We start from the raw sequence: 25,779 nt of genomic DNA, 5'->3' as shown, positions 1-25,779 counted from the left end.
GACGATGAAACCCCTGCATCTGCTGCTGTCCGTCGTCGCCGTCGCCTGCCTGGCCGCCGTGCCGCTGGGCGTGACCAACACCTATTACCTGCACCTGATCGAAACCATCATGATCTACGCGATCCTGCTGTTCGGGCTCGATATCGTGGTGGGCTACACCGGCCAGGTCTCGCTGGGCCATGCCGGCCTGTTCGGCATCGGCTCCTACGTGGCCGGCGTGCTGTTCTTCCATCTGCAGCTGCCCATCTGGCTGACGCTGCCGGCCGCCATCCTGATCGCGGCGGCCTTCGGCGCGGTGCTGGCGTTGCCGGCGCTGCGCGTCACCGGCCCGTACCTGGCGATGGTGACGCTGGCCTTCGGCACCATCATCCAGATCCTCATCAACGAAATGACCTTCCTGACCGAAGGACCGCTGGGCATCAAGATCCCCAAGCCGTCCATCGGCGGCCACGTGCTGAACAAGAGCGAGTACTTCTGGCTGGTCGCCGCGCTGCTGGTGCTGTCGCTGATCGTGGTGCACCGCATCCTCAAGTCGCACCTGGGACGCTCGTTCGAGGCGCTGCGCGACAGCCCGATCGCGTCGGACTGCATGGGCGTGTCGGTCTACCGGCACAAGGTATTCGCCTTCGTCATCAGCGCCGGCTTCGCCGGTCTGGCCGGGGCGCTGTACTCGTACTCCGAGCAGTACATCTCGCCCAACACCTACAACTTCGAACTCACCATCCTGTTCCTGCTGGCCATCATCATGGGCGGGCGCAAGAGCCGCACCGGCGCGCTGCTGGGCGCGGCCATCATCGTGCTGCTGCCCAAGATGCTGGACGACATCGCCACCTTCCGGCTGATCGCGCTGGGCGTGGCCGTCGTGGTGACGGTCGGCGGCGCCATGGCCGTCGCGCGCGGCCGCACCGAGGCGCGCAAGCTGGCCGTGCCGGTCATCGGCACCATCGCGCTGGCGGTGTTCTCGTACTGGCTGGACGCGGTCACCGACTGGCGCCTGACCATCTTCGGCGCCATGATCCTGTTCGTGGTCTATTACCTGCCCGACGGCATCGTCGGCTTCGTGCGCAACCTGTTCTTCTCCGGCCGCCGCGCGGCGCTGTCCGTCAAGAAGGACCTAGTCAAGCAACAGGACGCCGTGCCGGATGCCGCGCGCGGCAACGGCGAGACCCTGCTCGCGGCCAAGGGCGTGCTGATGCAGTTCGGCGGCCTGAAGGCGCTGAACCAGGTGGACCTGACCGTCAAGCGCGGCACCATCCACGGCCTGATCGGCCCCAACGGCTCGGGCAAGAGCACCATGATGAACGTGCTGACCGGCATCTACGTGCCGACGGCCGGCTCGGTGGACTTCTCCGGCAAGTCGCTGGTGGGCCTGGCGCCGGCCGACATCGCCGCCTCCGGCGTGGCCCGCACCTTCCAGAACGTGCAGCTGTTCGGCGAGATGACGGCGCTGGAAAACGTGCTGGTGGGCCTGCACCATACCTTCAACACCGGGCTGGCCGGCATCGCGCTGCGCACGCCCGGCTGGAAGCGCGAGGAACAGCGCGCGCGGGCCCGCGCCCAGGCGCTGCTGGGATTCGTCGGCCTGGAGGACCTGGCCAGCGAGGAAGCGCGCAACCTGCCCTACGGCAAGCAGCGCCTGCTGGAAATCGCCCGCGCGCTCGCGCTGGACCCGCAGCTGCTGCTGCTGGACGAGCCGGCCGCCGGCCTGACCGCGCCCGACATCGTCGAGCTGCTGGCCATCATCCGCAAGGTCCGCGACCACGGCGTCACGCTGATCCTGATCGAGCACCACATGGACGTGGTCATGGGCGTGTGCGACACCGTGTCCGTGCTGGACTTCGGCCAGAAGATCGCCGAGGGCCTGCCCAATGAAGTGCAGAGCAACGCCAAGGTCATCGAGGCGTATCTGGGCGGCGCGACCGCTTGACGCCAAGGGGACACACGAGATGCTATCGATCAAGAATCTGGAAGCGGGCTACGGCAAGGTCAAGGTGCTGCACGGCATCAGCATGGAAGTGCCCAAGGCCAAGGTGGTCACGCTGATCGGCTCCAACGGCGCCGGCAAGACCACCACCATGCGCGCCCTGTCCGGCATGATCCGCCCCACCGCGGGCGAGGTCACGCTGGGCGGCAAGCGCATCGACGGGCTGGAATCGCACCGCATCGCGCGGCTGGGGCTGGCGCACTCGCCGGAAGGCCGGCGCGTGTTCCCGACGCTGTCGGTCACCGACAACCTGCTGCTGGGCGCCTTTCCGCGCCTGACCGGCAGCCGCCCCAAGGGCGACGTGCAGGCCGACCTGGGCCGCGCCATGGACCTGTTCCCGCGCCTGAAGGAACGGCGCGAGCAGCTGGCGGGCACGCTGTCCGGCGGCGAACAGCAGATGCTGGCCATGGCCCGCGCCGTCATGCTGAACCCGGAGCTGGTGCTGCTGGACGAGCCGTCCATGGGCCTGGCACCCATCCTGGTGGAGGAAGTGTTCCGCATCATCGCGCGCCTGAAGGACGAGGGCGTGACCATGCTGCTGGTGGAACAGTTCGCCGCCGCCGCGCTCAACGTGGCCGATTACGGGTATGTGCTGGAGAACGGGCGCATCTCGGTGCACGGCTCGGCGGACAAGCTCAAGCACGATCCGGCCGTGGTTGCGGCCTATCTCGGCGGAGGGCATTGAGCCCACCCCGAAGCGCTGCGCGCTTCCCCCCCAGGGGGGCGCCACTGCGGACCGGCGAAGCCGGCTCCGCGTAAGGACAGCCCCACCCCCGAGCGCTGCGCGCTCCCCCCTCAAGGGGGCGCCACTGCGGACCGGCAAAGCCGGCTCCGCGTGGCCTCGCTTGGGACGGGCTTGCCGGATTGGGGCGTGTCTGCTTTATTGAAGCGCATCTATTTGCGCTGACGTGCATGCTACGCGTGCAAAGGGCGGATCCCTTGCGGGATCCGCCCTCTTTTCGTGGTTGCGGCGCTTAGACGATCGTGAGCGTCACGTCGATGTTGCCGCGCGTGGCGTTCGAGTACGGGCAGACGATGTGGGCGGCGGCCACCAGTTTTTCGGCCTGGGCGCGGTCCATGCCCGGCAGCGAGATCTTCAGCTCGACTTCGATGCCGAAGCCGGTCGGGATGGCGCCGATGCCCACGACGCCGTTGACCGACACGTCCGACGGAATGGCGATCTTGTCGCGGCCGCCGACGAACTTCATCGCGCCCAGGAAGCAGGCCGAGTAGCCCACGGCGAACAGCTGCTCGGGGTTGGTGCCGGCGTTGCCGGCGCCGCCCAGCTCGCGCGGGGTGGTCAGCTTGACGTCGAGCGCGCCATCGTCGCTGACGCCACGGCCTTCGCGGCCTCCGGTGGCGGTGGCGCTGGCACGGTAGAGGACTTTTTCGATGGACATGATGGATTCCCTGTTCAAGTGGAAAACGAAGCCGCCGGGGAAGGATTCCACATCGGCGGAGCACTGCCTGGACCGCAAGGCGCCGGCCCGTTCTGGCGGCCTGGCGCGATCAAATCAGTAGTAAACGACTATATCGTGCACTACTTATAAAACGAAATCGAACACCTGTTGTACCTCCCTTTCACTGCAACGTCATCACAGGCTGGCGACCAGCTTCTCGCGCAGGCCGTGCAGCGCCCGCATCGTGTCCTGCGCCTCGTCCAGCGAGCATTGCGCGGCGGCGGCGATGGCATGCGGCACGGCCTCGGCGCGCTCGCGCAGCTCGCGGCCCTGGCGCGTCAACGCCACGATCACCTGGCGCTCGTCGGCCTGGGCGCGGTTGCGGCTGACCAGCCCCGCCGCTTCCAATCGCTTGAGCAGCGGCGTCAGCGTGGCCGAATCCAGGAACAGGCGTTCGCCGATGTCCGTGACCGTGATCCCGTCGCCTTCCCACAGCACCAGCATGACCAGGTACTGGGGATAGGTCAGGTCCAGCCCGCCGAGCAGCTTGCGATAGACCTTGTTCATCGCCAGCGAGGTCGAATACAGCGCGAAACACAGCTGGCTGTCGAGCAGCAACGGGTTGAACGCGCCTTTGGCCGGCTTGGCGAGGGACTTGGATCGGGATTTCATGGCGCAATATTAAATAGCGCGCTATTTAATGTCAACACCCGTCCGCGTCATTTTCCTTTTCATCGCCCGGCGCATCGCGGCGCGGGCCTCGCCCGCAACCAACCCCGAAGCCGCTTCAGCCTGCCACCGCCAGCCGGCGCCGTCGCCTCACGCCGCCGTCTCGCCCTCGACCGCCTCGCGGTCCGACCCGTACTGCTTCAGGCCATCCAGGTCCAACACCCGCACCGCACCATATTCCACGCTCAGCAGCCCCGCCTCTTCCAGCTTGCGCAAGGCCTGGTTGGCGCGCTGGCGCGACACGCGCGCCAGATAGCCGACCTCTTCCTGGGTGATGGCCAGCCGCATGCCCATGCCCGGGTACAGCAGCGGGTTGAACAGCTCGGCCAGGCAACGCGCCACGCGCGCGTCCGGATCCAGCAAGCGGTCGTACTCGGCCTTGCCGATGAACTGCGCCACGCGCTCGTTCAATTGATGCAGCAGATAACGGTTGAACGGGATGCTGGTGTCCAACAGCCAGTCGAACGTCGCCGCCGGCAGTCGCGCCACCACCGAATCGCGCAGCGCGACGATGTCATATTTGCGGACTTCGCGCTTGAGCAGCGAGCCCTCGCCGATCCAGCCGCCGGCCGGCACGCCGGTCAGCGAGGCGACCTTGCCCTCGGCATTGCCCACCGACACTTTCACCAGGCCGCCCAGCACGCCGATCCAGGCCTGGGCGAGTTCGCCCTTGCGCTCTATGATCGATCCGGCGCTCGCCTGCTGCACGGTAAGGTCCCGCTCGACCCGCGACTTCTGCTCGTCGTCGAGCACGCGGAACCAGGCCGCGGCGAGTTGCAGGGAGTCGGATAGCTGCATCGGGAATACCCTAAAAGTTCCTTGAATGTCGCGATGGTGACAGTTGGCGGCAACCCAACCTTATACCTTAACTCCTGCCGTAAATCTAAAACCAACTGGTCAAGCGCTCTGCCCCGGTCGCCTACTCGGCATCCGGCCCTTGCGCCCAAACCGGAGGAGACAACGTGGCACATTCTTCGCCCGCATCCGCATCGATGCCGGCCGCGTCGGACACTTTCCCGGCGCTGCTGCTCGCGCATGCACAGCAACGCGGGACGCGGCCCGCGATACGGGAAAAAGACCTCGGCATCTGGCAGACGCTGACCTGGTCGCAGGTCGCCGAGCACGTGCGCCAGGTCGCGCACGGCCTGGCCGCTTCCGGCATCCGGCCCGGCATGCACGTGGCCGTCATCGGCGAGAACCGCCCGCGACTCTACATGGCCATGATGGCCGCGCAATCGCTGGGCGCGATTCCGGTGCCGCTGTACCAGGACGCCGTCGCGCAGGAAATGGTCTATGTGCTGCAGGACGCCGAAGTCAGCGTCGCCGTGGTCGAGGACCAGGAACAGGTCGACAAGATGCTGGAGGTGCGCGAACAGTGCCCGGCATTGCAGCGCGTGGTGTACGACGATCCGCGCGGCCTGCGCCACTACGCCGACCCCATGCTGATGTCCTACGAGCAGCTGGAAGCGCTGGGCCAGGAATACGCCGCGCAGCACCCCGACTTCTTCGCCCGCGCCGTCGCGGCCGTCAAGCCGCATGATCCGGCGGCCATGTTCTACACGTCCGGCACCACCGGCAAGCCCAAGGGCGTGGTGCTCACGCACCACGCTCTGATCGACCGCGCCCGCGCCGTGTCCGAAATGGAGCAGCTGACCGACCGCGAAGACGTGCTGGCCTACCTGCCGCCGGCCTGGATCGGCCAGAACATGTTCTCGTACACGCAGCTGCTGGTCACGGGCTTCACGGTCAACCATCCCGAGTCGCCCGACACCGTCTCCATCGACATGCGCGACATCGGCCCCACCTATTACTTCGCGCCGCCGCGCGTGCTGGAAGGGCTGCTGACGCATGTGATGATCCGCATGGAAGACGCCGGCGTCGTCAAGCGCAAGCTGTTCCATGCCTGCATGAAGCTGGCGCGCCGCGTCGGCACCCGGATTCTGGACGGCGAATCCGTCGGCCTGTGGGACCGGCTGCGCTACGCGCTGGGCAACGCGCTGATCTACGGCCCGCTGCGCAACGCGCTGGGCATGAGCCGCGTGCGCGTGGCCTACACGGCGGGCGAGGCCATCGGCCCGGACCTGTTCGTGTTCTACCGCTCCATCGGCATCAACCTGAAGCAGCTGTACGGTTCCACCGAGACCTCCGTGTTCGTCTGCGTGCAGCCCGACGGCCAGGTGCGCGACGACACCGTCGGCCCGCCCGTGGCCGGCGTGGAGATCCGCGTGGCCGACAACGGCGAGATCCTGGTCAAGAGCCCCGGCCTGTTCAAGGAGTACTACCGCAACAGCGCCGCCACCGAGGAAGCGCACAGCAGCGACGGCTGGTTCCGCACCGGCGACGCCGGCTACCTGGACACCGACGGCCAGCTCAAGATCATCGACCGCGCCAAGGACGTGGGCAAGCTCGCCGACGGCAGCCTGTTCGCGCCCAAGTACATCGAGAACAAGCTCAAGTTCTTCCCGCACATCAAGGAAGCCGTGGCCTTCGGCGCCGGCCGCGAGGACGTCTGCGCCTTCATCAACATCGACCTGGAAGCCGTGGGCAACTGGGCCGAGCGTCGCGGCATGCCCTACGCCGGCTACACCGACCTGGCCAGCAAGGACGAGGTCTACCAATTGATCGCCGACTGCGTCGAGCAGGTCAACGCCGACCTGGCCAGCGATCCCAAGCTGTGCGCCTCGCAGGTCAGCCGCTTCCTGATCCTGCACAAGGAGCTGGACCCGGACGACGACGAACTGACCCGCACTCGCAAGGTGCGCCGCGCCTTCATCGCGCAGAAGTACGGCGTGCTGATCGACGCGCTGTTCGACGGCAAGCCGTCGCAGTTCATCGAGACCGAAGTGAAATTCGAGGACGGGCGCGTCGGCAGGATATCGGCCGACCTGAAGATCCGTCCGGTCAAGAAATTCCCCCCCGTCACCGCCCGAGCCGCCTGAAGGTCAGAAACATGAGCGACATCGACCGCGACCAGCGCATCGGCGACGTGATGCTGGACATGCAGAACATTTCCCTGTCCTTCGGCGGCGTGAAAGCGCTGACGGACATCTCCTTCAATGTGCGCGAGCACGAGATCCGCGCCATCATCGGACCCAACGGCGCCGGCAAGAGCTCGATGCTCAACGTCATCAACGGCGTCTACACGCCGCAGCAGGGCGGCATCTCGTTCCGGGGCGAGCGCTTCTCGCGCATGAACCCGCGCCGCGCCGCCGAGATGGGCATCGCCCGCACCTTCCAGAACCTGGCGCTGTTCAAGGGCATGAGCGTGCTGGACAACATCATGACCGGCCGCAACCTGCGCATGAAGTGCGGGCTGCTGTCCCAGGCCTTCCGCCTGGGCCGGGCCGAGCGCGAGGAAATCCAGCACCGCGAGTTCGTCGAGAACATCATCGACTTCCTGGAGATCCAGGCCTACCGCAAGACGCCGGTGGGCCGCCTGCCCTACGGCCTGCAAAAGCGGGTGGATCTGGGCCGCGCGCTGGCGATGGAGCCGCGCCTGCTGCTGCTGGACGAGCCGATGGCCGGCATGAACATCGAGGAAAAGCAGGACATGAGCCGCTTCATCCTCGACGTCAACGACGAGTTCGGCACCACCATCGTGCTGATCGAGCACGACATGGGCGTGGTCATGGACATCTCCGACCGCGTCGTGGTGCTGGACTACGGCAAGAAGATCGGCGACGGCAAGCCGGATGAGGTCCGGGCCAACGAAGATGTAATCAGAGCCTATCTGGGCGTGTCGCACTGAGGCGGAAATCATGGGATTTTTTCTAGAGACCTTATTCGGCGGCCTGATGAGCGGCATGCTGTACGCGCTGATCGGCCTGGGCTTCGTGCTGATCTTCAAGGCGTCCGGCGTCTTCAACTTCGCGCAGGGCGCGATGGTGCTGGTGGCCGCGCTGTCGATGGCCCGCTTCTCGGAGTGGTTCCCGCGCTGGCTGGGCTTTGACAACATGATCCTGGCCAACGTGCTGGCCTTCATCGCCAGCGCGGCGGTGATGTTCCTGCTGGCCGTCGCCATCGAGCGCTTCGTGCTGCGCCACCTGGTCAACCAGGAAGCCACCACGCTGCTGATGGCCACGCTGGGCATCAGCTACTTCCTGGACGGCCTGGGCCAGATCACCTTCGGCAGCTCGGTGTATTCGATCAACGTGGGCATGCCGAAGGATCCGCTGATGATCCTGGACTCGATGTTCGAGGGCGGCCTGCTGATCAACCTTGAGGATCTGACGGCGGCGGTCATCGCCGCGCTGCTGGTGGCCGCGCTGGCGCTGTTCTTCCAATTCACCTCCACCGGCCGCGCGCTGCGCGCGGTGGCCGACGACCACCAGGCCGCGCAGTCCATCGGCATCCCGCTGAACCGCATCTGGGTCATCGTGTGGAGCGTGGCCGGCCTGGTGGCGCTGGTGGCCGGCATCATCTGGGGCTCGAAGTTCGGCGTGCAGTTCACGCTGTCCACGGCCGCGCTGCGGGCGCTGCCGGTGGTGATCCTGGGCGGCCTGACGTCCGTGCCGGGCGCCATCCTGGGCGGCCTGATCATCGGCGTGGGCGAGAAGCTGTCCGAGGTCTACCTGGGGTCGCTGGTGGGCGGCGGCATCGAGATCTGGTTCGCCTATGTGCTGGCGCTGGTGTTCCTGCTGTTCCGTCCGCAAGGGCTGTTCGGCGAGAAGATCATCGACCGCGTCTAGCCGACTGGCAGAGGATACAAAACCATGTTCTACCGCGAAAACGGCCAATTCAAGACCAGCTATCGCGCCGACCAGCAGATCTTCCCGATCCGCCAGGACCGCATCTTCATCGGGCTGCTGCTGGCGGTCGCCTTCATCGCTGTCCCGGCGCTGGCCAGCGACTACCTGCTGCGCGCCATCCTCATTCCCTTCCTGATCCTGTCGCTGGCCGCCGTGGGCCTGAACATCCTGGTGGGCTACTGCGGCCAGATCTCGCTGGGCACCGGCGCCTTCATGGCGGTGGGCGCCTACGCGGCCTGGAACTTCGGCGTGCGCTTTCCCGGCATGCCGCTGATCGTGCAGATCCTGCTGGGCGGCTGCTTCGCCACCATCGTGGGCGTGATCTTCGGCATTCCCAGCCTGCGCATACGCGGCCTGTACCTGGCGGTGGCCACGCTGGCGGCGCAGTTCTTCGTGGACTGGGCCTTCCTGCGCATCCCGTTCTTCACCAACTACTCGTCCTCGGGCAACGTCTCGGTGCCGCAGCTGACCGCCTTCGGCCTGCCGGTGCAGAGCGCCATGGAAAAGTACCTGTTCGTGCTGATCCTGGTGGCGGTGTTCAGCCTGCTGGCCAAGAACCTGGTGCGCGGCGCCATCGGCCGCCAGTGGATGGCGATCCGCGACATGGACGTGGCCGCTTCCGTCATCGGCATCCGGCCGATGTACGCCAAGCTCACCGCCTTCGCCGTCAGCTCCTTCATCGTCGGCGTGGCCGGCGCGCTGTGGGGCTACATCCACCTGGGCTCCTGGGAACCGCTGGCCTTCGACCTGAGCCGCTCGTTCCAGCTGCTGTTCATGGTCATCATCGGCGGCCTGGGCTCGATCATCGGCAGCTTCTTCGGCGCGGCCTTCATCGTGCTGGTGCCGGTGGCGCTGAGCAACATCCCGCACATGCTGGGCCTGCCGCTGTCGGTGGACACCGCCGCCCACGTCGAGCACATGGTGTTCGGGGCGCTGATCGTGTTCTTCCTCATCGCCGAGCCGCACGGGCTGGCGCGGCTGTGGAGCATCGGCAAGGAGAAATTGCGCATCTGGCCCTTCCCCCACTAGGGGCGGGCTCCGCTGCGACATCGCAGGTATCGCATTACGTCTGTATTGATCATTGCCCGGCGCGGCGCCATGAGCCCGCGCCGAGGCAGCCTGAATACCCGGCTCCAGACCGGGCCAATCCCGGTGTCCCAGGGTCTACGCCCCAAGCACCACGCAGGAGGTAAATGGAGATGAAGCGTCTTAACCTGAAGTTGGCGGCGGCCGTGATGGCCGCGGCCGGCGCCGTCGGCGCCGTGGCCACCCCCGCGATGGCGGCGGAAGAGCAGTTCGTTCCGCTGCTGGTGTACCGCACGGGTTCCTTCGCGCCCCTGGGCATCCCCTGGGCCGACGGCAAGCTGGACTACCTGAAGCTGGTCAATGAACGCGACGGCGGCGTCAACGGCGTCAAGATCACGTACGAAGAGTGCGAGACCGCCTACGCGACCGACCGTGGCGTCGAATGCTATGAACGCCTGAAGAGCAAGGGCACGGGCGCATCGGGCTTCGATACGCAATCCACCGGCATCACCTTCGCGGTCAGCGACAAGGCCATCGTCGACAAGGTGCCGGTCGAGACCATGGGCTACGGCCTGTCGCAGTCGGTCGACGGCAGCGTGTTCGAGTGGAACTTCCCGCTGCTGGGCACCTACTGGACCGCCGCCGACGTGATGATCCAGGACATCGCCAAGAAAGAAGGCGGCATGGCCAAGCTCAAGGGCAAGAAGATCGCCCTGGTCTACCACGACTCGCCGTATGGCAAGGAACCGATTCCGCTCTTGCAGAAGCGCGCGGCCAAGGAAGGCTTCGAGCTGCTGCTGTATCCGGTGACCGCGCCGGGCGTGGAACAGAAGTCCACCTGGCTGCAGATCCGCCAGGCGCGTCCCGCCTACGTGCTGCTGTGGAGCGCCGGCATCATGACGCCGACCGCCATCCGCGAAGCCCAGGCCAGCGGCTATCCGCGCGACAAGATGTACGCGATCTGGTGGGCCGGCTCGGAGGGCGACGTGAAGGACCTGGGCGAAGTCGCCAAGGGCTACAACGCCATCACCATCCACAACAGCGGCGCCGAACACGACAAGGTCTATGACGATCTGAAGAAGCACGTCTACGACAAGGGCCAGGGCTCCGACAAGTCGGGCAACACCACGCTGGGCACCATCGCCCACACGCGCGGCATGATGATCTCGATGATGCAGGTCGAGGCGATCCGCACCGCGCAGGAAAAGTTCGGCAAGGGCAAGGCGCTCACGCCGGACCAGGTGCGCTGGGGCTTCGAGAACCTGAACCTGACCCAGGAACGGCTGAACCAGCTGGGCTTCGGCCAGATCATGCGTCCGGTCAAGACCTCGTGCGCCAATCACAAGGGTGATGACTGGGCCCGCATCGTGCAGTGGGACGGCGCGAAGTTCAAGGTGGTCTCGGACTGGTACCAGGCCGACAAGACCATCCTGGACCCGATGGTGACGGAAGCCGCGGCGAAGTACGCCAAGGAAAAGAACATCACCCCGAGAAAGTGTGAAGGGTAAATCCCCCCCGAAGCGCCTGCGGCGCCTCCCCCCAAGGGGGCGCCGCGGGCGCGGACCGGCGAAGCCGGATCCGCGGCGGCCCCGATTGTGGAGCACCTGTTGAACGTGCCGGGTTGTCTCCATAGGGGGCCTGCCTTCGGACAGCTTGCCAGTTTCGCAGTGCCTGTATTGATTCCGGCCGCATGCGGCCGGATGTGTACACAACGACTTTGCAGCTTTCGTATGAACCGGCGGCCGACCCCACGCGGGGCGGCCGCCACCACGCAGCAGGAACGATCATGACCGCCGCCAATACTGCCAACGCCGCCGCCGCGGACACGCCCAAGGTGCTGCTCGACGTGAACGGCATCGAGGTGATCTACAACCACGTCATCCTGGTGCTCAAGGGCGTGTCCCTGCAGGTGCCGGAAGGCCGCATCGTGGCGCTGCTGGGCGCAAACGGGGCGGGCAAGACCACGACCCTGCGCGCCATTTCGAACCTGCTCAAGGGCGAGCGCGGCGATGTGACCAAGGGTCATATCCAGTACCGCGACCAGCGCATCGAGAAGCTGTCGCCCGCCGAGCTGGTCAAGCGCGGCGTGGTGCAGGTGATGGAGGGCCGGCACTGCTTCGCCCACCTGACCATCGAAGAGAACCTGCTCACCGGCGCCTATACGCGCAGCATGAGCCGTGGCGACACCGCCGCCGCGCTGGAGCGGGTGTACCAGTATTTCCCGCGCCTGAAGCAGCGCCGCGCCAGCCAGGCCGGCTACACCTCGGGCGGCGAGCAGCAGATGACCGCCATCGGCCGCGCGCTGATGGCCAATCCCAACATGATCCTGCTGGACGAGCCGTCCATGGGGCTTGCGCCGCAGATCGTGGAAGAGATCTTCGAGATCGTGCGCGACCTGAACCAGCGCGAGCGCGTCAGCTTCCTGCTGGCCGAGCAGAACACCAATATCGCGCTGCGCTACGCCGACTACGGCTACATCCTGGAAAACGGCCGCGTCATGATGGATGGCGCCGCCGCCGACCTGGCGCAGAACGAGGACGTCAAGGAGTTCTACCTGGGCATTTCCAGCGGCGAGCGCAAGAGCTTCCGCGACAACAAGTTCTATCGCCGCCGCAAGCGCTGGCTGGCCTAGCGATACCCCCACAAGGCGGCTGCCGGGCGCGTCCCGGCGCCGCCGGCAACGACACCGCAGTACGGAACACGAGAGGGTGCGATCCCATGTCCGAGTTTTTCGATGTCCTGGAAACACGAGCGCCCGAGCAACGCGAGCGCGAGCTGATGGCCGCCCTGCCCGGCGCCATCGCCCACGCGATGGCGCGCTCGCCGGCCATTGCCGAGCAGCTGCGCGGCGTCGATCCCGCCACGGTCGATTCGCGCGCGGCGCTGGCCCGGCTGCCGGTGCTGCGCAAGCACGAGCTGCTGGAGCGCCAGCAACACAGCCGCGACGACGCCGCCGCGCCCGCCGGGCCGGTGAAGGCCTTTGGCGGCTTCTCGGCCATCGGCTGGGGCGAGGCGTTGCGCGTGTTCGCCTCGCCCGGCCCGATCTATGAACCGGAAAGCGCGCGCGCCGACTACTGGCGCTTCGCCCGCGCGCTGTACGCGGCGGGTTTCCGCGCCGGCGAGCTGGCCTACAACTGCTTTTCCTATCACTTCACGCCGGCCGGCTCCATGATGGAAACCGCCGCGCACGCCGTGGGCTGCACCGTCTTTCCCGGCGGCACCGGCCAGACCGAGCAGCAGGTGCGCGCCATCGCCGACCTGGCGCCCAGCGGCTATACCGGCACGCCCAGCTTCCTGAAGATCATCCTGGAAAAGGCCGACGAACTCGGCGTGCGGCTGGACTCGCTGCGGCGCGCGCTGGTCTCGGGCGAGGCCTTCCCGCCGTCGCTGCGCGACTGGCTGGCCGCGCGCGGCATCGAGGGCTACCAGGCCTACGGCAGCGCCGACCTGGGCATGATCGCGTTCGAGACGCCGGCGCGCCAGGGGCTGGTGCTGGGCGAGGACATCATCGTCGAGATCGTGCGTCCCGGCACCGGCGAGCCCGTGCCCGACGGCGAGGTCGGCGAAGTGGTGGTGACCACGCTGAACCCGGACTATCCGCTGGTGCGCTTCGGAACGGGGGACCTGTCGGCGGTGCTGCCCGGCGTGTCGCCCTGCGGCCGCACCAACACCCGCATCCGAGGCTGGATGGGCCGCGCCGACCAGACCACCAAGGTGCGCGGCATGTTCGTGCATCCCTCGCAGGTGGCCGATGTGCTGCGCCGCCATCCGGAAATCCTGCGCGCGCGCCTGGTCATCAGCGGCACCACCGGCGCCGACCGCATGGTGCTCAAGACCGAGTCGCGCGTGCGCGGCGAGGACCTGGCCAAGCGCATCGCCGACTCGCTGCGCGACCTGACCAAGCTGCGCGGCGACGTGGAATGGGTGGACGTGGGCGGCCTGCCCAACGACGGCAAGGTCATCGACGACGTGCGGACCTACGAATAGACGCGCGCGGCGGGCGCGGCCGTCCCCCGGACGCCTCAGCCCGCCAGCCCGCTCAGCCCCTTGACCAGCATGGCCGCCGCCACCACGGCGGCGAACAGCGCGAAGCTCTGCTGCAACCGCCTCGGCGGAAAACGATCGGCCACCGCGCGCCCGGCCAGCATGCCGGCGACGGCCGCCAGCGTGAAGGGCAGCGCGATGCGCCATTCCAGGTGCCCGCCGGCCGCCGCCGCGATCACGCCGCTGGCCGACACCAGCGCGATCACCGCCAGCGACGTGGCCACGATGGCCTGCATGGGCAGGTCGGTGGCGCGGCGCAGCGCCGGCACGATCACGAAGCCGCCCCCCACGCCCAGCAGGCCCGACAGGAAGCCCGCCGTCACGCCGGTGCCGCCCAGCGCCCGCGCGCAAGGCGCGGTCCAGCGCAAGCGGCCGGTGTCGGCGTTGAGCAGGCAGGGCGGGCAATGCGCGGGCGCTGCCGCCGTGGCGGGCTGGCCGCCGCGCCACATGCGCCAGGCCACCCAGCCCAGCACGCCCGCGAAGATCACGGCCAGCGGCGCGTTCGGCAGCCGTCGCGCGGCCCACAGGCCCAGCGGCGACACCACGATGCCGGTGGCCGCGATGAAGCCCGCCGCGCGATAGCGCACCTTGCCCGCGCGCAGCCCCAGCGCCGCGCCCAGCGCGGCAGCCAGGCCCACCGCCAGCAGCGCGATCGGCGCGGCCTGCGCCACTTGCAGATGCAGGCCGAACACCAGCAACGGCACCGCCATGATGGCGCCGCCGGCGCCGGTCAAGCCCAGGATCAGGCCCACGCAGGCGCCCAGCGCCGCGCTGGCGGCCAATACTGCTTCCATGCTTGCCCCGCCCTTCAGTTGCCCAGCGGCCGGGCCAGCCACTCGCGGCCCTTGAGCATGCCGTTCCAGTAGATCCACGGCAGCAGCGTGGCCTTGAGGAACCACGCGCTCTTGCGCGGCACGGTCGGATCCAGCGGGAAGGTGGGCAGCAGCTTGCCGCCGTAGCCGAACTCGGCCAGCACGATGCGGCCGCGCTCGACCGTCAGCGGGCAGGAGCCATAGCCGTCGTACTTCACCGGCATGGCGTAGCCGTCCATGCAGGCGATCAGGTTCTCGGCCACCGCCACGATCTGCTTGCGCGCGGCGGCCGCCGTCTTGGCGTTGCTGGCGCTGATGGTGTCGCCCAGGCCGAAGACGTTGGCGTAGCGCGGATGGCGCAGCGTGGCCGGATCCACCTCGCACCAGCCGGCGGCGTCGGCCAGCGGGCTGTTGCGCACGAAGTCATGCGGCAATTGCGGCGGCACCGCGTGCAGCATGTCGAAGTTCTTTTCCACGCGGCTGACCTGGCCCTCGGCGTTCTTCACGTCGAACCAGGCCTTGCGCGCCGGGCCGTCCACCGCCACCAGCGTGGAATTGAAGTTCAGCGCGATGCCGTAGCGCTCGACATAGCGCATCAGCGGCTGCACGAAGGTCGGCACGCCGAACAGCGCCGCGCCGGCCAGGTCGAACTGGACCTGGGCGCGGCCCAGCACGCCGTTGCGCAGCCAGTGGTCGCAGGCCAGGTACATGGCCTTCTGCGGCGCGCCGGCGCATTTGATCGGCATGGCGGGCTGGGTGAACAGCGCCTGGCCGCCCTGGAAGCCGCGCACCAGCTCCCAGGTATAGGGCGCCAGGTCATAGCGATAGTTGGAGCTGACGCCGTGCTTGCCCAGCGTGTCGGACAGGCCCTCGACCTTGTCCCAGGCCAGCCGCAGTCCCGGGCACACGATCAGCTGGCGATAGCTGACGGCGCGGCCGTCGGCCAGGCGCACGGTGTCGGACTCGGGCTCGAAGCCGGCCACGGCGGCGCGCAGCCAGGTCGCGCGCGCGGGCATCACGGCCTGCGTCGGACGCACGGTCTTGGCGACATCGAAGGCGCCGCCGCCGACCAGCGTCCACGCCGGCTGGTAGTAGTGATTGTCGCTGGGCTCGATCACCGCGATGCGCAGGCCGGGGCGGCGCCGCAGCAGGCTGGCCGTCACGCCGATGCCCGCCGATCCGCCTCCCACCACCACCACATCGAAATCGCGCTGCGCCGTCTCCGTCTTCTGCATTGTTTGTCTCCTGCGCGGCCGGCTCGCGGCCGTCTTAGCGTTTTTTCAGATAGTCGAGGGCCGAGAATAACGCCATGCCGGCCACCATGGCCGCCACGAAGATCAGCGCCTGCGGCAGGCCGGCGGCGGCGTTGACCAGCGCCGGCCCGGGACAGAAGCCGGCCAGCCCCCAGCCCGCGCCGAACACCAGGCTGCCGACGGCCAGCCGAACATCCACGCGCGCGGGCGGCGGCCAGTGCAGCGGTCCGCCGTCCAGCGCGCGGCCGCGCCGCCGCAGCCATGCATAGCCGAGACTCGCGGCCAGCACCGCGCCGGCCATCACGAAGGCCAGCGACGGATCCCAGGCGCCGGCCAGGTCCAGAAAGCCCAGCACCTTGGCCGGGTCGGCCATGCCGGACACGATCAGCCCCAGGCCGAACAGCAATCCCGCGAGCAGGGCGCTGGCGATTTTCATGTCAGGCGCCCAGCACGTGGCGCAGCACGTAGACGACGGCGAAGCCCGCCCCCATGAACAGCGCGGTGGCCGCCAGCGAGCGACGCGAACCGCGCGACAGCCCGCAAACGCCGTGGCCGCTGGTGCAGCCCGAGGCATAGCGCGTGCCCAGCCCGACCAGCAGGCCGGCGACGACCAGGCGCAGCGGCCCGGCCTCGATCGTGGCAGGCGGCAAGGCCGCGTACAGTTGATAGAACCAGGGTGACGCGCACAGGCCCAGCAGGAACGCGAGCCGCCAGCCGCCGCCCGGCGCGGGCGGCAGCAAATTGCCGACGATGCCGCTGATGCCGGCGATGCGCCCAGCCCCCAGCATCAGCAGCACGGCCGCCGCGCCGATCAGCAGGCCGCCGGCCGCGGCCGGTCCCGGCGTGAAGGCACTCCAGTCCAGATTCATGATTGGGGCATCTGATGCAGGGCATCCATGGCCTTGCCGCAATACAGGCTGGACAAGGTCTTCATCACCTGGCTGACCTCGAAGCTGGCCATCTGGTAGTAGACGTATTTGCCGTCGCGGCGCGTCGCCACCAGGCCTTCGTCGCGCAGCACGCCCAGCTGTTGCGACAGGGTGGGCTGGCGAATGCCGGTCAGCGCCTCCAGTTCGCCCACGTTGCGTTCATGGCCGACCAGCTGGCACAGCAGCAGCAGCCGGTCTTCGTTGGCCAGCGCCTTGAGCAGCGCGCAGGCCTGGGAGGCGGATTCGCGCAGCACGGCGACTTCGCATTGGGTCAGGGAGGCATTCATTTGACGGAGGGGCTATCGGTAGCGCAGGGTTTGATCATTATATTGACCGATAAAATATCAAACAATATTATTGAAAAATGTAAATTGAAGCGCCGCCCCGGCGCTTCGTTCCCATTCCGGTCCGCCCGCGCGGCCCATCCGAGCGTCCGCCATGCCCGCCATCATCCAGGCCTTCTTCGATCCGGTCACCGCCACCGTCACCTATGTGGTCCATGAAGACGCGCCGGGCGGCGCCTGTGCCATCATCGATTCGGTGCTGGACTACGACCCCAAGTCCGGCCGCACCAGCACCGCCGGCGCCGACCGCGTGATCGAGTACGTGCGCCAGCATGGCCTGCGGACCGACTGGCTGCTGGAGACCCACGCCCACGCCGACCATCTCTCGGCCGCCCCCTACCTGCAGAAGCAGCTGGGCGGCGTCATCGCCATCGGCGGCGCCATCCGCGCCGTGCAGGGCGTGTTCAAGCGCATCTTCAACCTGGAGCCGGGCTTCGCGCTGGACGGCTCGCAGTTCGGCCGCCTGTTCGCCGACGGCGAGACCTTCCGCATTGGCGCGCTGGAGGCCACCGCCATCCACGTGCCCGGCCACACGCCGGCCGACATGGCCTACCTGGTGGGCGACGCCGCCTTCGTCGGCGACACGCTGTTCATGCCGGACGTGGGCACGGCGCGCTGCGACTTCCCCGGCGGCGACGCGCGCCAGCTGTACCGCTCCATCCGGCGGCTGCTGGACCTGCCCGCCGTCACGCGCCTGTACATGTGCCACGACTATCCGCCGGCGGGGCGCGAGGCGCGCTGGCAGACCACGGTGGCCGAGCAGCGCCAGGCCAACATCCACGTGCGCGACGGCATCAGCGAGGACGAATTCGTCGCCATGCGCACCCGGCGCGACGCCACGCTGGGCATGCCCACGCTGATCCTGCCGGCCATCCAGGTCAACATCCGCGCCGGCCATTTCCCGCCGGCCGAAGACAATGGCGTGCGCTATCTGAAGATCCCGGTCGACACGCTCTGAGGCCGGCGCCCACGGCAGGCGCGCGGCCCGGATCCGGCGTCGCGCGCACTTGCGTGCGGCGGGGATATCCCGCAAGATCGCCTGATCGATACGCCTCTGTCCGCCCGCCGCGGACTCCAGCCATGTTCGCCGAAGCCGAAGCCGACCCCAGCCTGTCCAAAGAAGCCTTCAAGCCCATCGAGGCGCGCCTGCGCGTCGCCCTGCTGAACGCGCAGTACCAGCGCCTGCAGAAGGCGGAAAAATCCCTGCTGGTGGTGGTCGCCGGCATCGACGGCGCCGGCAAGGGCGCCACGGTCAACCTGCTCAACGAGTGGATGGACCCGCGCCACATCAAGACGCTGGCCTACGGCCCGCCCGAAGGCGAGGAGCTGGAACGCCCCTGGCTGTGGCGCTACTGGAAGGACCTGCCCGCCAAGGGCAGCACCGGCATCGTGTTCGGTTCCTGGTACGCGCAGCTGCTGCGCGAAACCTCGCGCAAGCGGCCCAACCAGGACACCATCGAAGCCCTGTCCGCCGCCATCCGCCGCTTCGAGGCCATGCTGACCGCCGAGGGCGTGCAGATCGTCAAACTGTGGTTCCACCTGTCCGCCGACGCGCAAAAGGCGCGCGCCGAGCGCCTTCTGAGCAGCCCCGAGACCTCGTGGCAAGTCGCCCCCGCCGACCTGAAGGTCTTCAAGAAGTACAACCGTCTGCGCAACGGCGGCCAGATCGTCATCAACCACACCGACTGCGGCCACGCGCCCTGGGTGGTGATCCCCAGCGCCGACGAGCAGATGCGCGCCGCGCGCACCGCCGAGGCCGTGCTGGCCGCCATGCGCCAGCGCAGCGTGCCGCGCATCCCGCCCGGCTTCGTGGCGCATTCGGGGCCGGCGCGCATCGTCGACCGGCTCGGCCAGCTCGACTACGAGGCCCGCATCGACCGCGAGGACTACGAGTCCGAACTCGGCCTGCTGCAGGGCCGGCTGGCCCGCGCCGCGCGTTCGAAGAGATTCCAGGACCGCTCGCTGGTGCTGGTGTTCGAGGGCCAGGACGCCGCCGGCAAGGGCGGCGCGATCCGCCGCGTCACGCATGCGCTGGACGCGCGCCAGTTCGACATCACGCCCGTCGCCGCGCCCAACAGCTATGAACTCTCGCGCCCCTATCTGTGGCGCTTCTGGCGCCAGCTGCCGCGCCGGGGCCGCATCGCCATCTTCGACCGCTCCTGGTACGGTCGCGTGCTGGTCGAGCGCGTCGAGAAGCTGGCCCGCCCCGCCGACTGGCGGCGCGCCTATGCCGAGATCAACGACTTCGAGGAACAGCTGTCGGGCAGCGGCGCGCTGGTGCTGAAATTCTGGCTGGCGGTCACGCCCGACGTGCAGCTCGAACGCTTCAAGGAACGCGAGAAATCACCGTTCAAGAACTTCAAGATCACGCCCGACGACTGGCGCAACCGCGACAAGTGGAAGGAATACGCCGCCGCCACCAACGAGATGCTGACGCGCACCGACGTGGCCCACGCGCCCTGGCACCTGGTATCGGCCAACGACAAGCGCTACGCCCGCCTGCAGGTGCTGCGCCACATCGTCGAGGCACTGGAAAACCCACGCTGATCCGCAACCGGAGGCATTGCCCATGAGCACCACGGAAATCCGCCCCGCCACCGCCGCCGACTTCGATGTCTGGCTGCCGCTGTGGAAGGGCTACCAGGACTTCTACCGCGTCGACATCGCCGACGCCGTCACGCGCAACACCTGGGATCGCCTGCTCGACCCGGCCGAGCCCATGCACGTGGCGCTGGCCTACGACGGCGGCAAGGCCATCGGCATGGTCCACTGGATCTTCCACCGCTCCACCTGGACCGCCGGCGACTATTGCTATCTGCAGGACCTGTACGTAACGCCCGAGGCGCGCGGCACCGGCGCGGGCCGCAAGCTGATCGAACACGTCTACGCCCAGGCCGCCGCCAACAATGCCGCGCGCGTGTACTGGCTGACCCACGAGACCAACGCCACCGCCATGCAGCTGTACGACCGCATCGCCGACCGTTCCGGCTTCATCCAATATCGCAAGGTGCTGCCGTGACCCGCATTCGCATCCCACGCATCCCGGCCACGATCCGGAGGAAAGCCCCGTGAGCGCCCGCGATCCCGACTGTCCGCTGTGCCAGGAAGACGGCGGCACGCTGCTGTGGCGCGGCCCGCACCTGCGCGTCATCGAGGTCAACGACCCCGACTACCCCGGCTTCACCCGCGTGATCTGGAACGGCCACCTGGCCGAGATGACCAGCCTGTCGGCGCACGGCCGCGAGCTGCTGATGAAGGCCGTGTACGTGGTCGAGGAAACCCAGCAGGCCATCCTGTCGCCCGACAAGATCAACCTGGCCTCGCTGGGCAACATGGTGCCGCACCTGCACTGGCACGTGATCCCGCGCTGGCGCGGCGACCGCCATTTCCCCGACCCGATCTGGGCCCCGGCCCGCATCGCCAAGGGCGCCGAGCCCGCCGAGTTGAAGGGCCGGCTGGCGCGCACGCAGGCGCAGCTGCCGCGCTACCGCGACCGCCTGGTCGAGGCCATGAACGCGCTGCTCTGGCATTGAACCAGGGGTAGCGTCAGCGCGACGCTACGCCGCCGTCCCGCGCCGCTCGCTCAGCCAGCGGTGGTAGACGTTTTCCACGTCCTGCGCCACGCGCGCCGGCGTGAACAGGCCCAGGTCGCGCACGCGCGCCCGGCCCGCCTCGCCCATGCGGCGGCGCAGCGCCGCGTCGCCCAGCAGCAGGTCCAGCGCCTGCGCCAGCGCGCCCGGATCATTCGGCGGCACCAGCAGGCCGCTGCGGCCCGGCATCATGGTTTCGGGCACGCCGCCCACCTGCGTGCCGATCACCGGCAGCCCCATCGCGGCGGCCTCCACGAACACCGTGCCGAAGGCCTCGCGCCGTGTCGGCAGCGCGAACACGTCGAAGGCCCGCAACGCCGTGCCCACATCCTTGCGCCGTCCCGCGAAATGGATGCGCCGCGCCAGCGCCTGCCCCAGCGCGCGCACGCGCTCGCGCAACTGCTCCGCCAGCGGCATGCCATCGCCCACCAACACCAGATGCGCGTCGGCATGGCGGCGAGACACCCGGCTGAAGGCCTCGATCAGATCCTCATGCCCTTTTTCCGCCCGCATCACCGCCACGCAGCCCACCACCTTGGCCTCCGGCGGAATCGACAACTCGCGGCGCAGGCAGGCGCCCGGCCGGTCCGGTGGCAGGGACACCGGCGAATGGATCACCTCGACCGCCTCGGGCCGCGCGCCGCCTTCCAGCAACTGGCCGCGCACATAGCGGCTGACGGCGATCACGCGGTGCGCCAGCCAGGTATAGGCGTACAGCGAGTGGATCGGCTTGGCCAGGTGGCGCGTGCGCACGATCAGCGGCGTGCCGGCTAGCCGCGCGCCGATGGACGCCAGCACGGTGTCGCGCCGGCTGTGCGTGTTCAGCACATCGAAGCGCCCGCCGCGCAGCACCCGCCGCAGCGCCGACACGCCGCGCAGGAAATTCACCGGCCCGTCCATCAGCAGGTTGTGGACCTTGAAGCCCGCCTCGCGCAGCCGGCCGCCCAGCTCGGCCTGCGGCTGGCACACGGCCTCCAGGTGATGGCCGCGCTCGCGCATCGCCACCATCTCCTTGTAGATGCAGAACTCCTGCCCGCCGAACGAGGTGGCCGCCTCGGTGTGCAGGATGCGCAGGCCGGAAAGGCCGGCGGATTCGGCCACGCAAGCGCGAGTCCGCGCCTGGCTGCTGAACGGATCGAACGCGCTCGCCTCGCCAGGACCGGCGTCGATCCCGTCCTCCGCGTCGCTCCAGCGTCGTCCCTGCCACAACAGATAAGCCTCCAGATAACGGATCTCTTCCGGCTCCAGCATCGCCAGCCCCGGCTGGCCGTCGCCCAGCGCCTCGAACTCCGTGGCGGCCAGCCGGCGTCCCCATCCCACCTGGACCTGGCCGTCGCGCGACAGGCTGAACCCCGCCCCGCCCCGGGCCCAGGCCTGCAGGCGCGGACCGGGCAGCAAGGTATCCAAGCGATAGCCGCCCGGCAGTTCGGACAGCGCCCGACCGGCGCCGGAACCGACATTTGTGCTCAACACTTCCGGGCCGGCATCCACCAGCAGCGGCGCGCCTCGCGCCCCCGGCCGCTGGTAGCTGAGCGTCTGGATCGCCGGCAGGCGGGCCAGCAGCGGCGTCCTTGACGCCTGGGTGGCATGCGGGTTGCGGGAGGAGGATGACATCGGCGGCGGTCCTGAAAAAAGCCAGGGCGGCGTGGACAGGCGCGGCGAATGCGCCGCCGCCTGCCGCGTGCGCCCAGAGGAAACGCTGGCGATGGTAGCGGGAGACCCGTAATTAAATTAGCGCCCTGTTCGCACAAATTTCACGGAACATGCATGATCTTGTGGAACAAATTCTTCATCTTTCAGGTAGAATTCAGCTTTCGTGCGCCCGCGATCCGACTGCGGGCGCAACCCGTCCGGCCCGCGCCGGACGCCTCGCGCGCCGTCCCGCCAGACCACGCGCATTCCCGGCGCCCGCCGCGCCAAGTAAGCTTTGCCAGGGATCCCGGCGCCTTCCGGCTGCCGCCCGCCCAGGCGGCGGATCCGCCCGGCAAGCCATCCTCAACCCGAACCACGGCATGGAGCCGCCGCCCCTCGCCGTCGCCGTTCGCCGCGCACTCACCGAAAGGTAGTAAAGGAGTCCACGTGAGCCATCCGGCCCCTCCCGCCCCGCGGTCCGCCTCGTTCCTGCAGGCGTTCCTGAAATCCGAAGCCCTCGGCGGCTACGTCCTGATGCTCGCCGCCCTGCTGGCGCTGCTCGTCGCCAACAGCGGGCTCGCGCCAGCCTACTTCGACGCGCTGGGCGCCAAGCTCGGCTTCAGCCTGGGCCCCGTCGTCCTCAAGGAATCCGTGCTGCACTGGATCAACGACGGCCTGATGGCCGTGTTCTTCCTGCTGGTCGGCCTGGAGATCAAGCGTGAAGTGCTGGACGGCCAGTTGCGCGGCGCCTCGCGCATCGTGCTGCCCGGCATCGCCGCGCTGGGCGGCATGATCATGCCCGCCCTCATCTATGTGCTGATCAACCTGGGCAGCCCCGGCACGCTGCGCGGCTGGGCCATTCCCGCCGCCACCGACATCGCCTTCGCACTGGGCATCCTGGCGCTGCTGGGCAGCCGCGTGCCGACCTCGCTCAAGATCTTCCTGACCGCGCTGGCCATCCTGGACGACCTGGGCGCCATCATCATCATCGCGCTGTTCTATACGTCGCAGCTGAACCTGTTCGCGCTGGGCATGGCCGCCGCGCTGCTGGCCATCCTGTTCTGCCTGAACCGCGCAGGCGTGTTGCGGCTGACGCCCTACCTGTTGCTGGGCGCGGTGCTGTGGTACTTCGTGCTGAAATCCGGCGTGCACGCCACGCTGGCCGGCGTGGCGCTGGCCCTGGCCATCCCGCTGCGCCCGCAAAACCAGGGCGCGCCCGCCGCGCACTCGCCGCTGCACGCGCTGGAACACGCGCTGCACAAACCCGTGGCGCTGCTGATCGTGCCGATCTTCGGCTTCGCCAACGCCGGCGTGTCCTTCGCCGGCATGGGCCTGGACAGCCTGGCGCAGCCGGTGCCGCTGGGCGTGGCGCTGGGGCTGTTCCTGGGCAAGCAGCTGGGCGTGTTCGGCTTCGCCTGGCTGGCCATCAAGGCCGGCGTGGCGACCCTGCCGCGCCACGCCAGTTACGCGCAGCTGTACGGCGTGGCGCTGCTGTGCGGCATCGGCTTCACCATGAGCCTGTTCATCGGCGCGCTGGCCTTCACCGATCCGGCCGCCGTGGACGCCACCAAGCTCGGCGTGCTGACCGGCTCGCTGGCCTCGGCCATCGTCGGTTTCGCGCTGCTGCGCGCGAGCGGCGGCGCGGCGCCGGCGGCGACATCCGCCGTCACCGCTCAGGCCCGCTAGCGTCATCACGGGCACTCCAGGCGTTGCGGTAGACTGGCCGCAACGCCCACCCAGGAGCGGCCATGAAAGCGCCCGCGATCTCCCTCCAACGCATCTACGAAGGCACCGGCCCGGACGAAGCCTACAAGGCCCTGGTCGACCGCATGTGGCCGCGCGGCCTGCGCCGCGCCGACCTGGGCCTGGACGAGTGGGCGCGCGACATCGCCCCGTCCACCGAACTGTGCAAATGGTTCGGCCACGTCGACGAACGCTGGGACGAATTCCGCCAGCGCTACAACGCGGAACTGGCCGCGCCCGAACAACAGGCCCGCATGAGCGCGCTGCTGCAAGCCGCCGGCAAGAGGCCGCTGACCTTGCTCTATGGCGCGCGCAATACTGAACACAACCAGGCCGTGGCGCTGCGCGAAGCGCTGCTGGCGCATGCGCGCAAGGGCGGCGGGCGCGCGGCCTGATACCCGCTCCGCCAGCGCCACTCTTCGGGCGCACTCGCGCCGCTATGCCTGCGGGCGCAATCTTTCACATCCTTAACGTAAGATAGGCGCGGCTTGAGCCCCGCACCGCAACCCCGCAGAGCATCGATGGACTTCGACTTCAAGACCGCTACGCCAGAACAACTCAGGGCGCGCTACAACGATATCGCCACGGAAATGCGCGAGACCCAGTTCCTCTCCAAAAAGGAACTGGACCACGTACCGCACATCCTGCAGGATGGCGAACAAGTGCTGGCCTTCGCCACGGGCTTGATGAACAACGACACCTGGCTCATCACCCTGACCGACCGGCGCATCATTTTCCTGGACAAGGGCATGGTCTATGGGCTGCGCCAGGCCGTCATAGACCTGGACAAAGTCAGCTCCGTCTCCTTCACCACCCGCTGGCTGTTCGGCGACATCCACATCCGGGACAGCTCCGGCACCTACCAGATCACCAACGTCTGGAAGAAATCGATCGTGCCGTTCACCAACCGCGTGCAGCAGGCCGTGGACGCGCGCAAGCCAGCCAACAACCCCGTGCCGGTCTACCTCGTGCCGCCCCCGCTACCCGACAGCGACGCGGCGTCCGACGCGCCCCTTGCGCTCGCGCCACCCGCCGCCCCCGCCGCCGCCGAGGAGGACATCATCGAGGCTGCGGAAGTGGCTGGCGCATCCCGCGCCCACGACACGATCTCCGTTGCCGCCGGGATACCCGAAGCAGCACACGCGCCCCAGGCTTCGGCCTCACCCGTGACGCCGGCAAGTCCGGCTTCTCAGGTACGCAGCGATGACGAGATCATCAGCAAGCTGGAACGGCTGTCTGCCTTGCGCGACCGAGGCGTCCTGACCGACAAGGAATTCGCGGCTCAGAAAACGCGCATTCTGGGCGCCTGATCGATGAAACTGCTCATCGTCATTCTCGCCATCGGCCTGCTCGTACTAGCCTATTTCTGGATGGGCGTCGCGCTGAAATTCCTGCTGCTCTGGTGGATGAGCTTCGTCTTCGGCATCCCGCTGCTGTACATCGGCCTCACCTTTGGCTGGCTAGGCGCGATCGGCGCTGTGCTGGGTGCAGTGCTACTGCTCGCCATCACCCTGAGTTGGCAAAACTCGCACACTTGCCAGGTGC

26 protein-coding genes are annotated in these 25,779 nt (G+C 68.3%); 17 read left to right on the top strand and 9 right to left on the bottom strand.

What is annotated here, in order from left to right:
- The first annotated feature begins 4 nt into the window (after nt 1–4).
- Both ACEU5R_RS19980 and ACEU5R_RS19975 read left to right on the top strand, forming a co-directional pair.
- Nucleotides 5–1,927 (top strand): ATP-binding cassette domain-containing protein, encoded by a 1,923-nt coding sequence (locus ACEU5R_RS19980; protein ID WP_103271526.1) that lies wholly within the window; start codon nt 5–7, stop codon nt 1,925–1,927.
- Between the two features lie 19 nt (nt 1,928–1,946).
- Entirely contained in the window at nt 1,947–2,669 is a 723-nt protein-coding gene (locus ACEU5R_RS19975) for an ABC transporter ATP-binding protein (RefSeq protein ID WP_392411369.1), read from the top strand.
- 289 nt (nt 2,670–2,958) lie between these two features.
- Here the strand turns inward: ACEU5R_RS19975 and ACEU5R_RS19970 are convergent, their stop codons facing one another.
- The 3 genes from ACEU5R_RS19970 to ACEU5R_RS19960 form a co-directional block, all read right to left on the bottom strand.
- Complete coding sequence (locus ACEU5R_RS19970) at nt 2,959–3,384, bottom strand: organic hydroperoxide resistance protein (protein WP_392411368.1); 426 nt, start codon at nt 3,382–3,384, stop codon at nt 2,959–2,961.
- A gap of 195 nt (nt 3,385–3,579) precedes the next feature.
- Nucleotides 3,580–4,056, bottom strand: a complete 477-nt coding sequence (locus ACEU5R_RS19965) for a MarR family winged helix-turn-helix transcriptional regulator (protein WP_392411367.1) — start codon at nt 4,054–4,056, stop codon at nt 3,580–3,582.
- 147 nt (nt 4,057–4,203) lie between these two features.
- Nucleotides 4,204–4,911 (bottom strand): Crp/Fnr family transcriptional regulator, encoded by a 708-nt coding sequence (locus tag ACEU5R_RS19960; protein WP_392411366.1) that lies wholly within the window; start codon nt 4,909–4,911, stop codon nt 4,204–4,206.
- Nucleotides 4,912–5,075: 164 nt separating this feature from the next.
- Between ACEU5R_RS19960 and ACEU5R_RS19955 the strand changes: the two genes are divergently transcribed.
- The 7 genes from ACEU5R_RS19955 (at nt 5,076) to ACEU5R_RS19925 (ending at nt 13,874) form a co-directional block, all read left to right on the top strand.
- Nucleotides 5,076–7,052 carry an AMP-dependent synthetase/ligase gene (locus ACEU5R_RS19955; RefSeq protein WP_392411365.1) on the top strand — a complete coding sequence of 659 codons (1,977 nt, stop codon included), beginning with the start codon at nt 5,076–5,078 and terminating at the stop codon, nt 7,050–7,052.
- 11 nt (nt 7,053–7,063) lie between these two features.
- Nucleotides 7,064–7,861 carry an ABC transporter ATP-binding protein gene (locus ACEU5R_RS19950; protein WP_212313598.1) on the top strand — a complete coding sequence of 266 codons (798 nt, stop codon included), beginning with the start codon at nt 7,064–7,066 and terminating at the stop codon, nt 7,859–7,861.
- A 10-nt stretch (nt 7,862–7,871) separates the two neighbouring features.
- A complete protein-coding gene (locus tag ACEU5R_RS19945) occupies nt 7,872–8,801 on the top strand; it encodes a branched-chain amino acid ABC transporter permease (RefSeq protein WP_103271532.1) in 930 nt (309 codons plus the stop codon).
- Between the two features lie 24 nt (nt 8,802–8,825).
- Nucleotides 8,826–9,890: a branched-chain amino acid ABC transporter permease gene (locus ACEU5R_RS19940; RefSeq protein ID WP_212313599.1), complete on the top strand. Its 1,065-nt coding sequence runs from the start codon at nt 8,826–8,828 to the stop codon at nt 9,888–9,890.
- Nucleotides 9,891–10,054: 164 nt separating this feature from the next.
- Nucleotides 10,055–11,395 (top strand): ABC transporter substrate-binding protein, encoded by a 1,341-nt coding sequence (locus tag ACEU5R_RS19935; protein ID WP_392411364.1) that lies wholly within the window; start codon nt 10,055–10,057, stop codon nt 11,393–11,395.
- A gap of 278 nt (nt 11,396–11,673) precedes the next feature.
- A complete protein-coding gene (locus ACEU5R_RS19930) occupies nt 11,674–12,519 on the top strand; it encodes an ABC transporter ATP-binding protein (RefSeq protein ID WP_103271535.1) in 846 nt (281 codons plus the stop codon).
- Nucleotides 12,520–12,605: 86 nt separating this feature from the next.
- Complete coding sequence (locus ACEU5R_RS19925; RefSeq protein ID WP_392411363.1) at nt 12,606–13,874, top strand: phenylacetate--CoA ligase family protein; 1,269 nt, start codon at nt 12,606–12,608, stop codon at nt 13,872–13,874.
- A 35-nt stretch (nt 13,875–13,909) separates the two neighbouring features.
- Here ACEU5R_RS19925 and ACEU5R_RS19920 read toward each other — a convergent pair whose 3' ends face one another.
- Genes ACEU5R_RS19920 through ACEU5R_RS19900 form a run of 5 tightly spaced genes read right to left on the bottom strand, consistent with a single transcriptional unit; the run spans nt 13,910 to nt 17,212 of the window.
- Nucleotides 13,910–14,725 (bottom strand): sulfite exporter TauE/SafE family protein, encoded by an 816-nt coding sequence (locus tag ACEU5R_RS19920; RefSeq protein ID WP_392411362.1) that lies wholly within the window; start codon nt 14,723–14,725, stop codon nt 13,910–13,912.
- Between the two features lie 14 nt (nt 14,726–14,739).
- Complete coding sequence (locus tag ACEU5R_RS19915) at nt 14,740–15,978, bottom strand: FAD/NAD(P)-binding oxidoreductase (RefSeq protein ID WP_392411361.1); 1,239 nt, start codon at nt 15,976–15,978, stop codon at nt 14,740–14,742.
- A gap of 34 nt (nt 15,979–16,012) precedes the next feature.
- A complete protein-coding gene (locus ACEU5R_RS19910; protein WP_392411360.1) occupies nt 16,013–16,432 on the bottom strand; it encodes a DUF6691 family protein in 420 nt (139 codons plus the stop codon).
- Nucleotide 16,433: 1 nt separating this feature from the next.
- Nucleotides 16,434–16,865, bottom strand: coding sequence for a YeeE/YedE family protein (locus tag ACEU5R_RS19905; RefSeq protein WP_392411359.1), 432 nt, complete (start codon nt 16,863–16,865; stop codon nt 16,434–16,436).
- Nucleotides 16,862–17,212, bottom strand: coding sequence for a helix-turn-helix transcriptional regulator (locus ACEU5R_RS19900; protein WP_212313607.1), 351 nt, complete (start codon nt 17,210–17,212; stop codon nt 16,862–16,864). Before ACEU5R_RS19900 ends, ACEU5R_RS19905 begins: the two co-directional genes overlap by 4 nt.
- Before the next feature lie 151 nt (nt 17,213–17,363).
- On the opposite strand from ACEU5R_RS19900, the gene ACEU5R_RS19895 reads away from it, so the two are divergent.
- The 4 genes from ACEU5R_RS19895 to ACEU5R_RS19880 all read left to right on the top strand — a co-directional run bounded on the left by ACEU5R_RS19895 (nt 17,364) and on the right by ACEU5R_RS19880 (nt 20,802).
- Nucleotides 17,364–18,227 (top strand): MBL fold metallo-hydrolase, encoded by an 864-nt coding sequence (locus ACEU5R_RS19895; protein WP_392411358.1) that lies wholly within the window; start codon nt 17,364–17,366, stop codon nt 18,225–18,227.
- 122 nt (nt 18,228–18,349) lie between these two features.
- On the top strand, nt 18,350–19,816 hold the full coding sequence (gene pap / locus ACEU5R_RS19890; RefSeq protein ID WP_392411357.1) for a polyphosphate:AMP phosphotransferase: 1,467 nt from the start codon (nt 18,350–18,352) through the stop codon (nt 19,814–19,816).
- A gap of 22 nt (nt 19,817–19,838) precedes the next feature.
- On the top strand, nt 19,839–20,288 hold the full coding sequence (locus ACEU5R_RS19885) for a GNAT family N-acetyltransferase (protein WP_103271544.1): 450 nt from the start codon (nt 19,839–19,841) through the stop codon (nt 20,286–20,288).
- 49 nt (nt 20,289–20,337) lie between these two features.
- Nucleotides 20,338–20,802, top strand: a complete 465-nt coding sequence (locus ACEU5R_RS19880; protein WP_392411356.1) for an HIT family protein — start codon at nt 20,338–20,340, stop codon at nt 20,800–20,802.
- A gap of 24 nt (nt 20,803–20,826) precedes the next feature.
- Here the strand turns inward: ACEU5R_RS19880 and ACEU5R_RS19875 are convergent, their stop codons facing one another.
- Nucleotides 20,827–21,933 (bottom strand): glycosyltransferase, encoded by a 1,107-nt coding sequence (locus ACEU5R_RS19875; RefSeq protein ID WP_392411380.1) that lies wholly within the window; start codon nt 21,931–21,933, stop codon nt 20,827–20,829.
- Nucleotides 21,934–22,938: 1,005 nt separating this feature from the next.
- Here ACEU5R_RS19875 and nhaA point away from each other — a divergent pair.
- The 4 genes from nhaA to ACEU5R_RS19855 all read left to right on the top strand — a co-directional run.
- Nucleotides 22,939–24,177, top strand: coding sequence for a Na+/H+ antiporter NhaA (gene nhaA, locus ACEU5R_RS19870; RefSeq protein ID WP_392411355.1), 1,239 nt, complete (start codon nt 22,939–22,941; stop codon nt 24,175–24,177).
- Nucleotides 24,178–24,239: 62 nt separating this feature from the next.
- Entirely contained in the window at nt 24,240–24,629 is a 390-nt protein-coding gene (locus ACEU5R_RS19865) for a DUF488 domain-containing protein (RefSeq protein ID WP_392411354.1), read from the top strand.
- Between the two features lie 126 nt (nt 24,630–24,755).
- On the top strand, nt 24,756–25,544 hold the full coding sequence (locus tag ACEU5R_RS19860) for a PH domain-containing protein (RefSeq protein ID WP_392411353.1): 789 nt from the start codon (nt 24,756–24,758) through the stop codon (nt 25,542–25,544).
- A 3-nt stretch (nt 25,545–25,547) separates the two neighbouring features.
- The coding region (locus ACEU5R_RS19855; RefSeq protein ID WP_392411352.1) for a hypothetical protein at nt 25,548–25,779 on the top strand (232 nt) is incomplete at its 3' end.

The organism is Achromobacter sp. 413638, from assembly GCF_043119405.1.
GTDB lineage: Bacteria > Pseudomonadota > Gammaproteobacteria > Burkholderiales > Burkholderiaceae_B > Achromobacter.
Note: the sequence above shows the minus strand (reverse complement) of the source record. Positions and strands in the feature narration are given on the sequence as shown.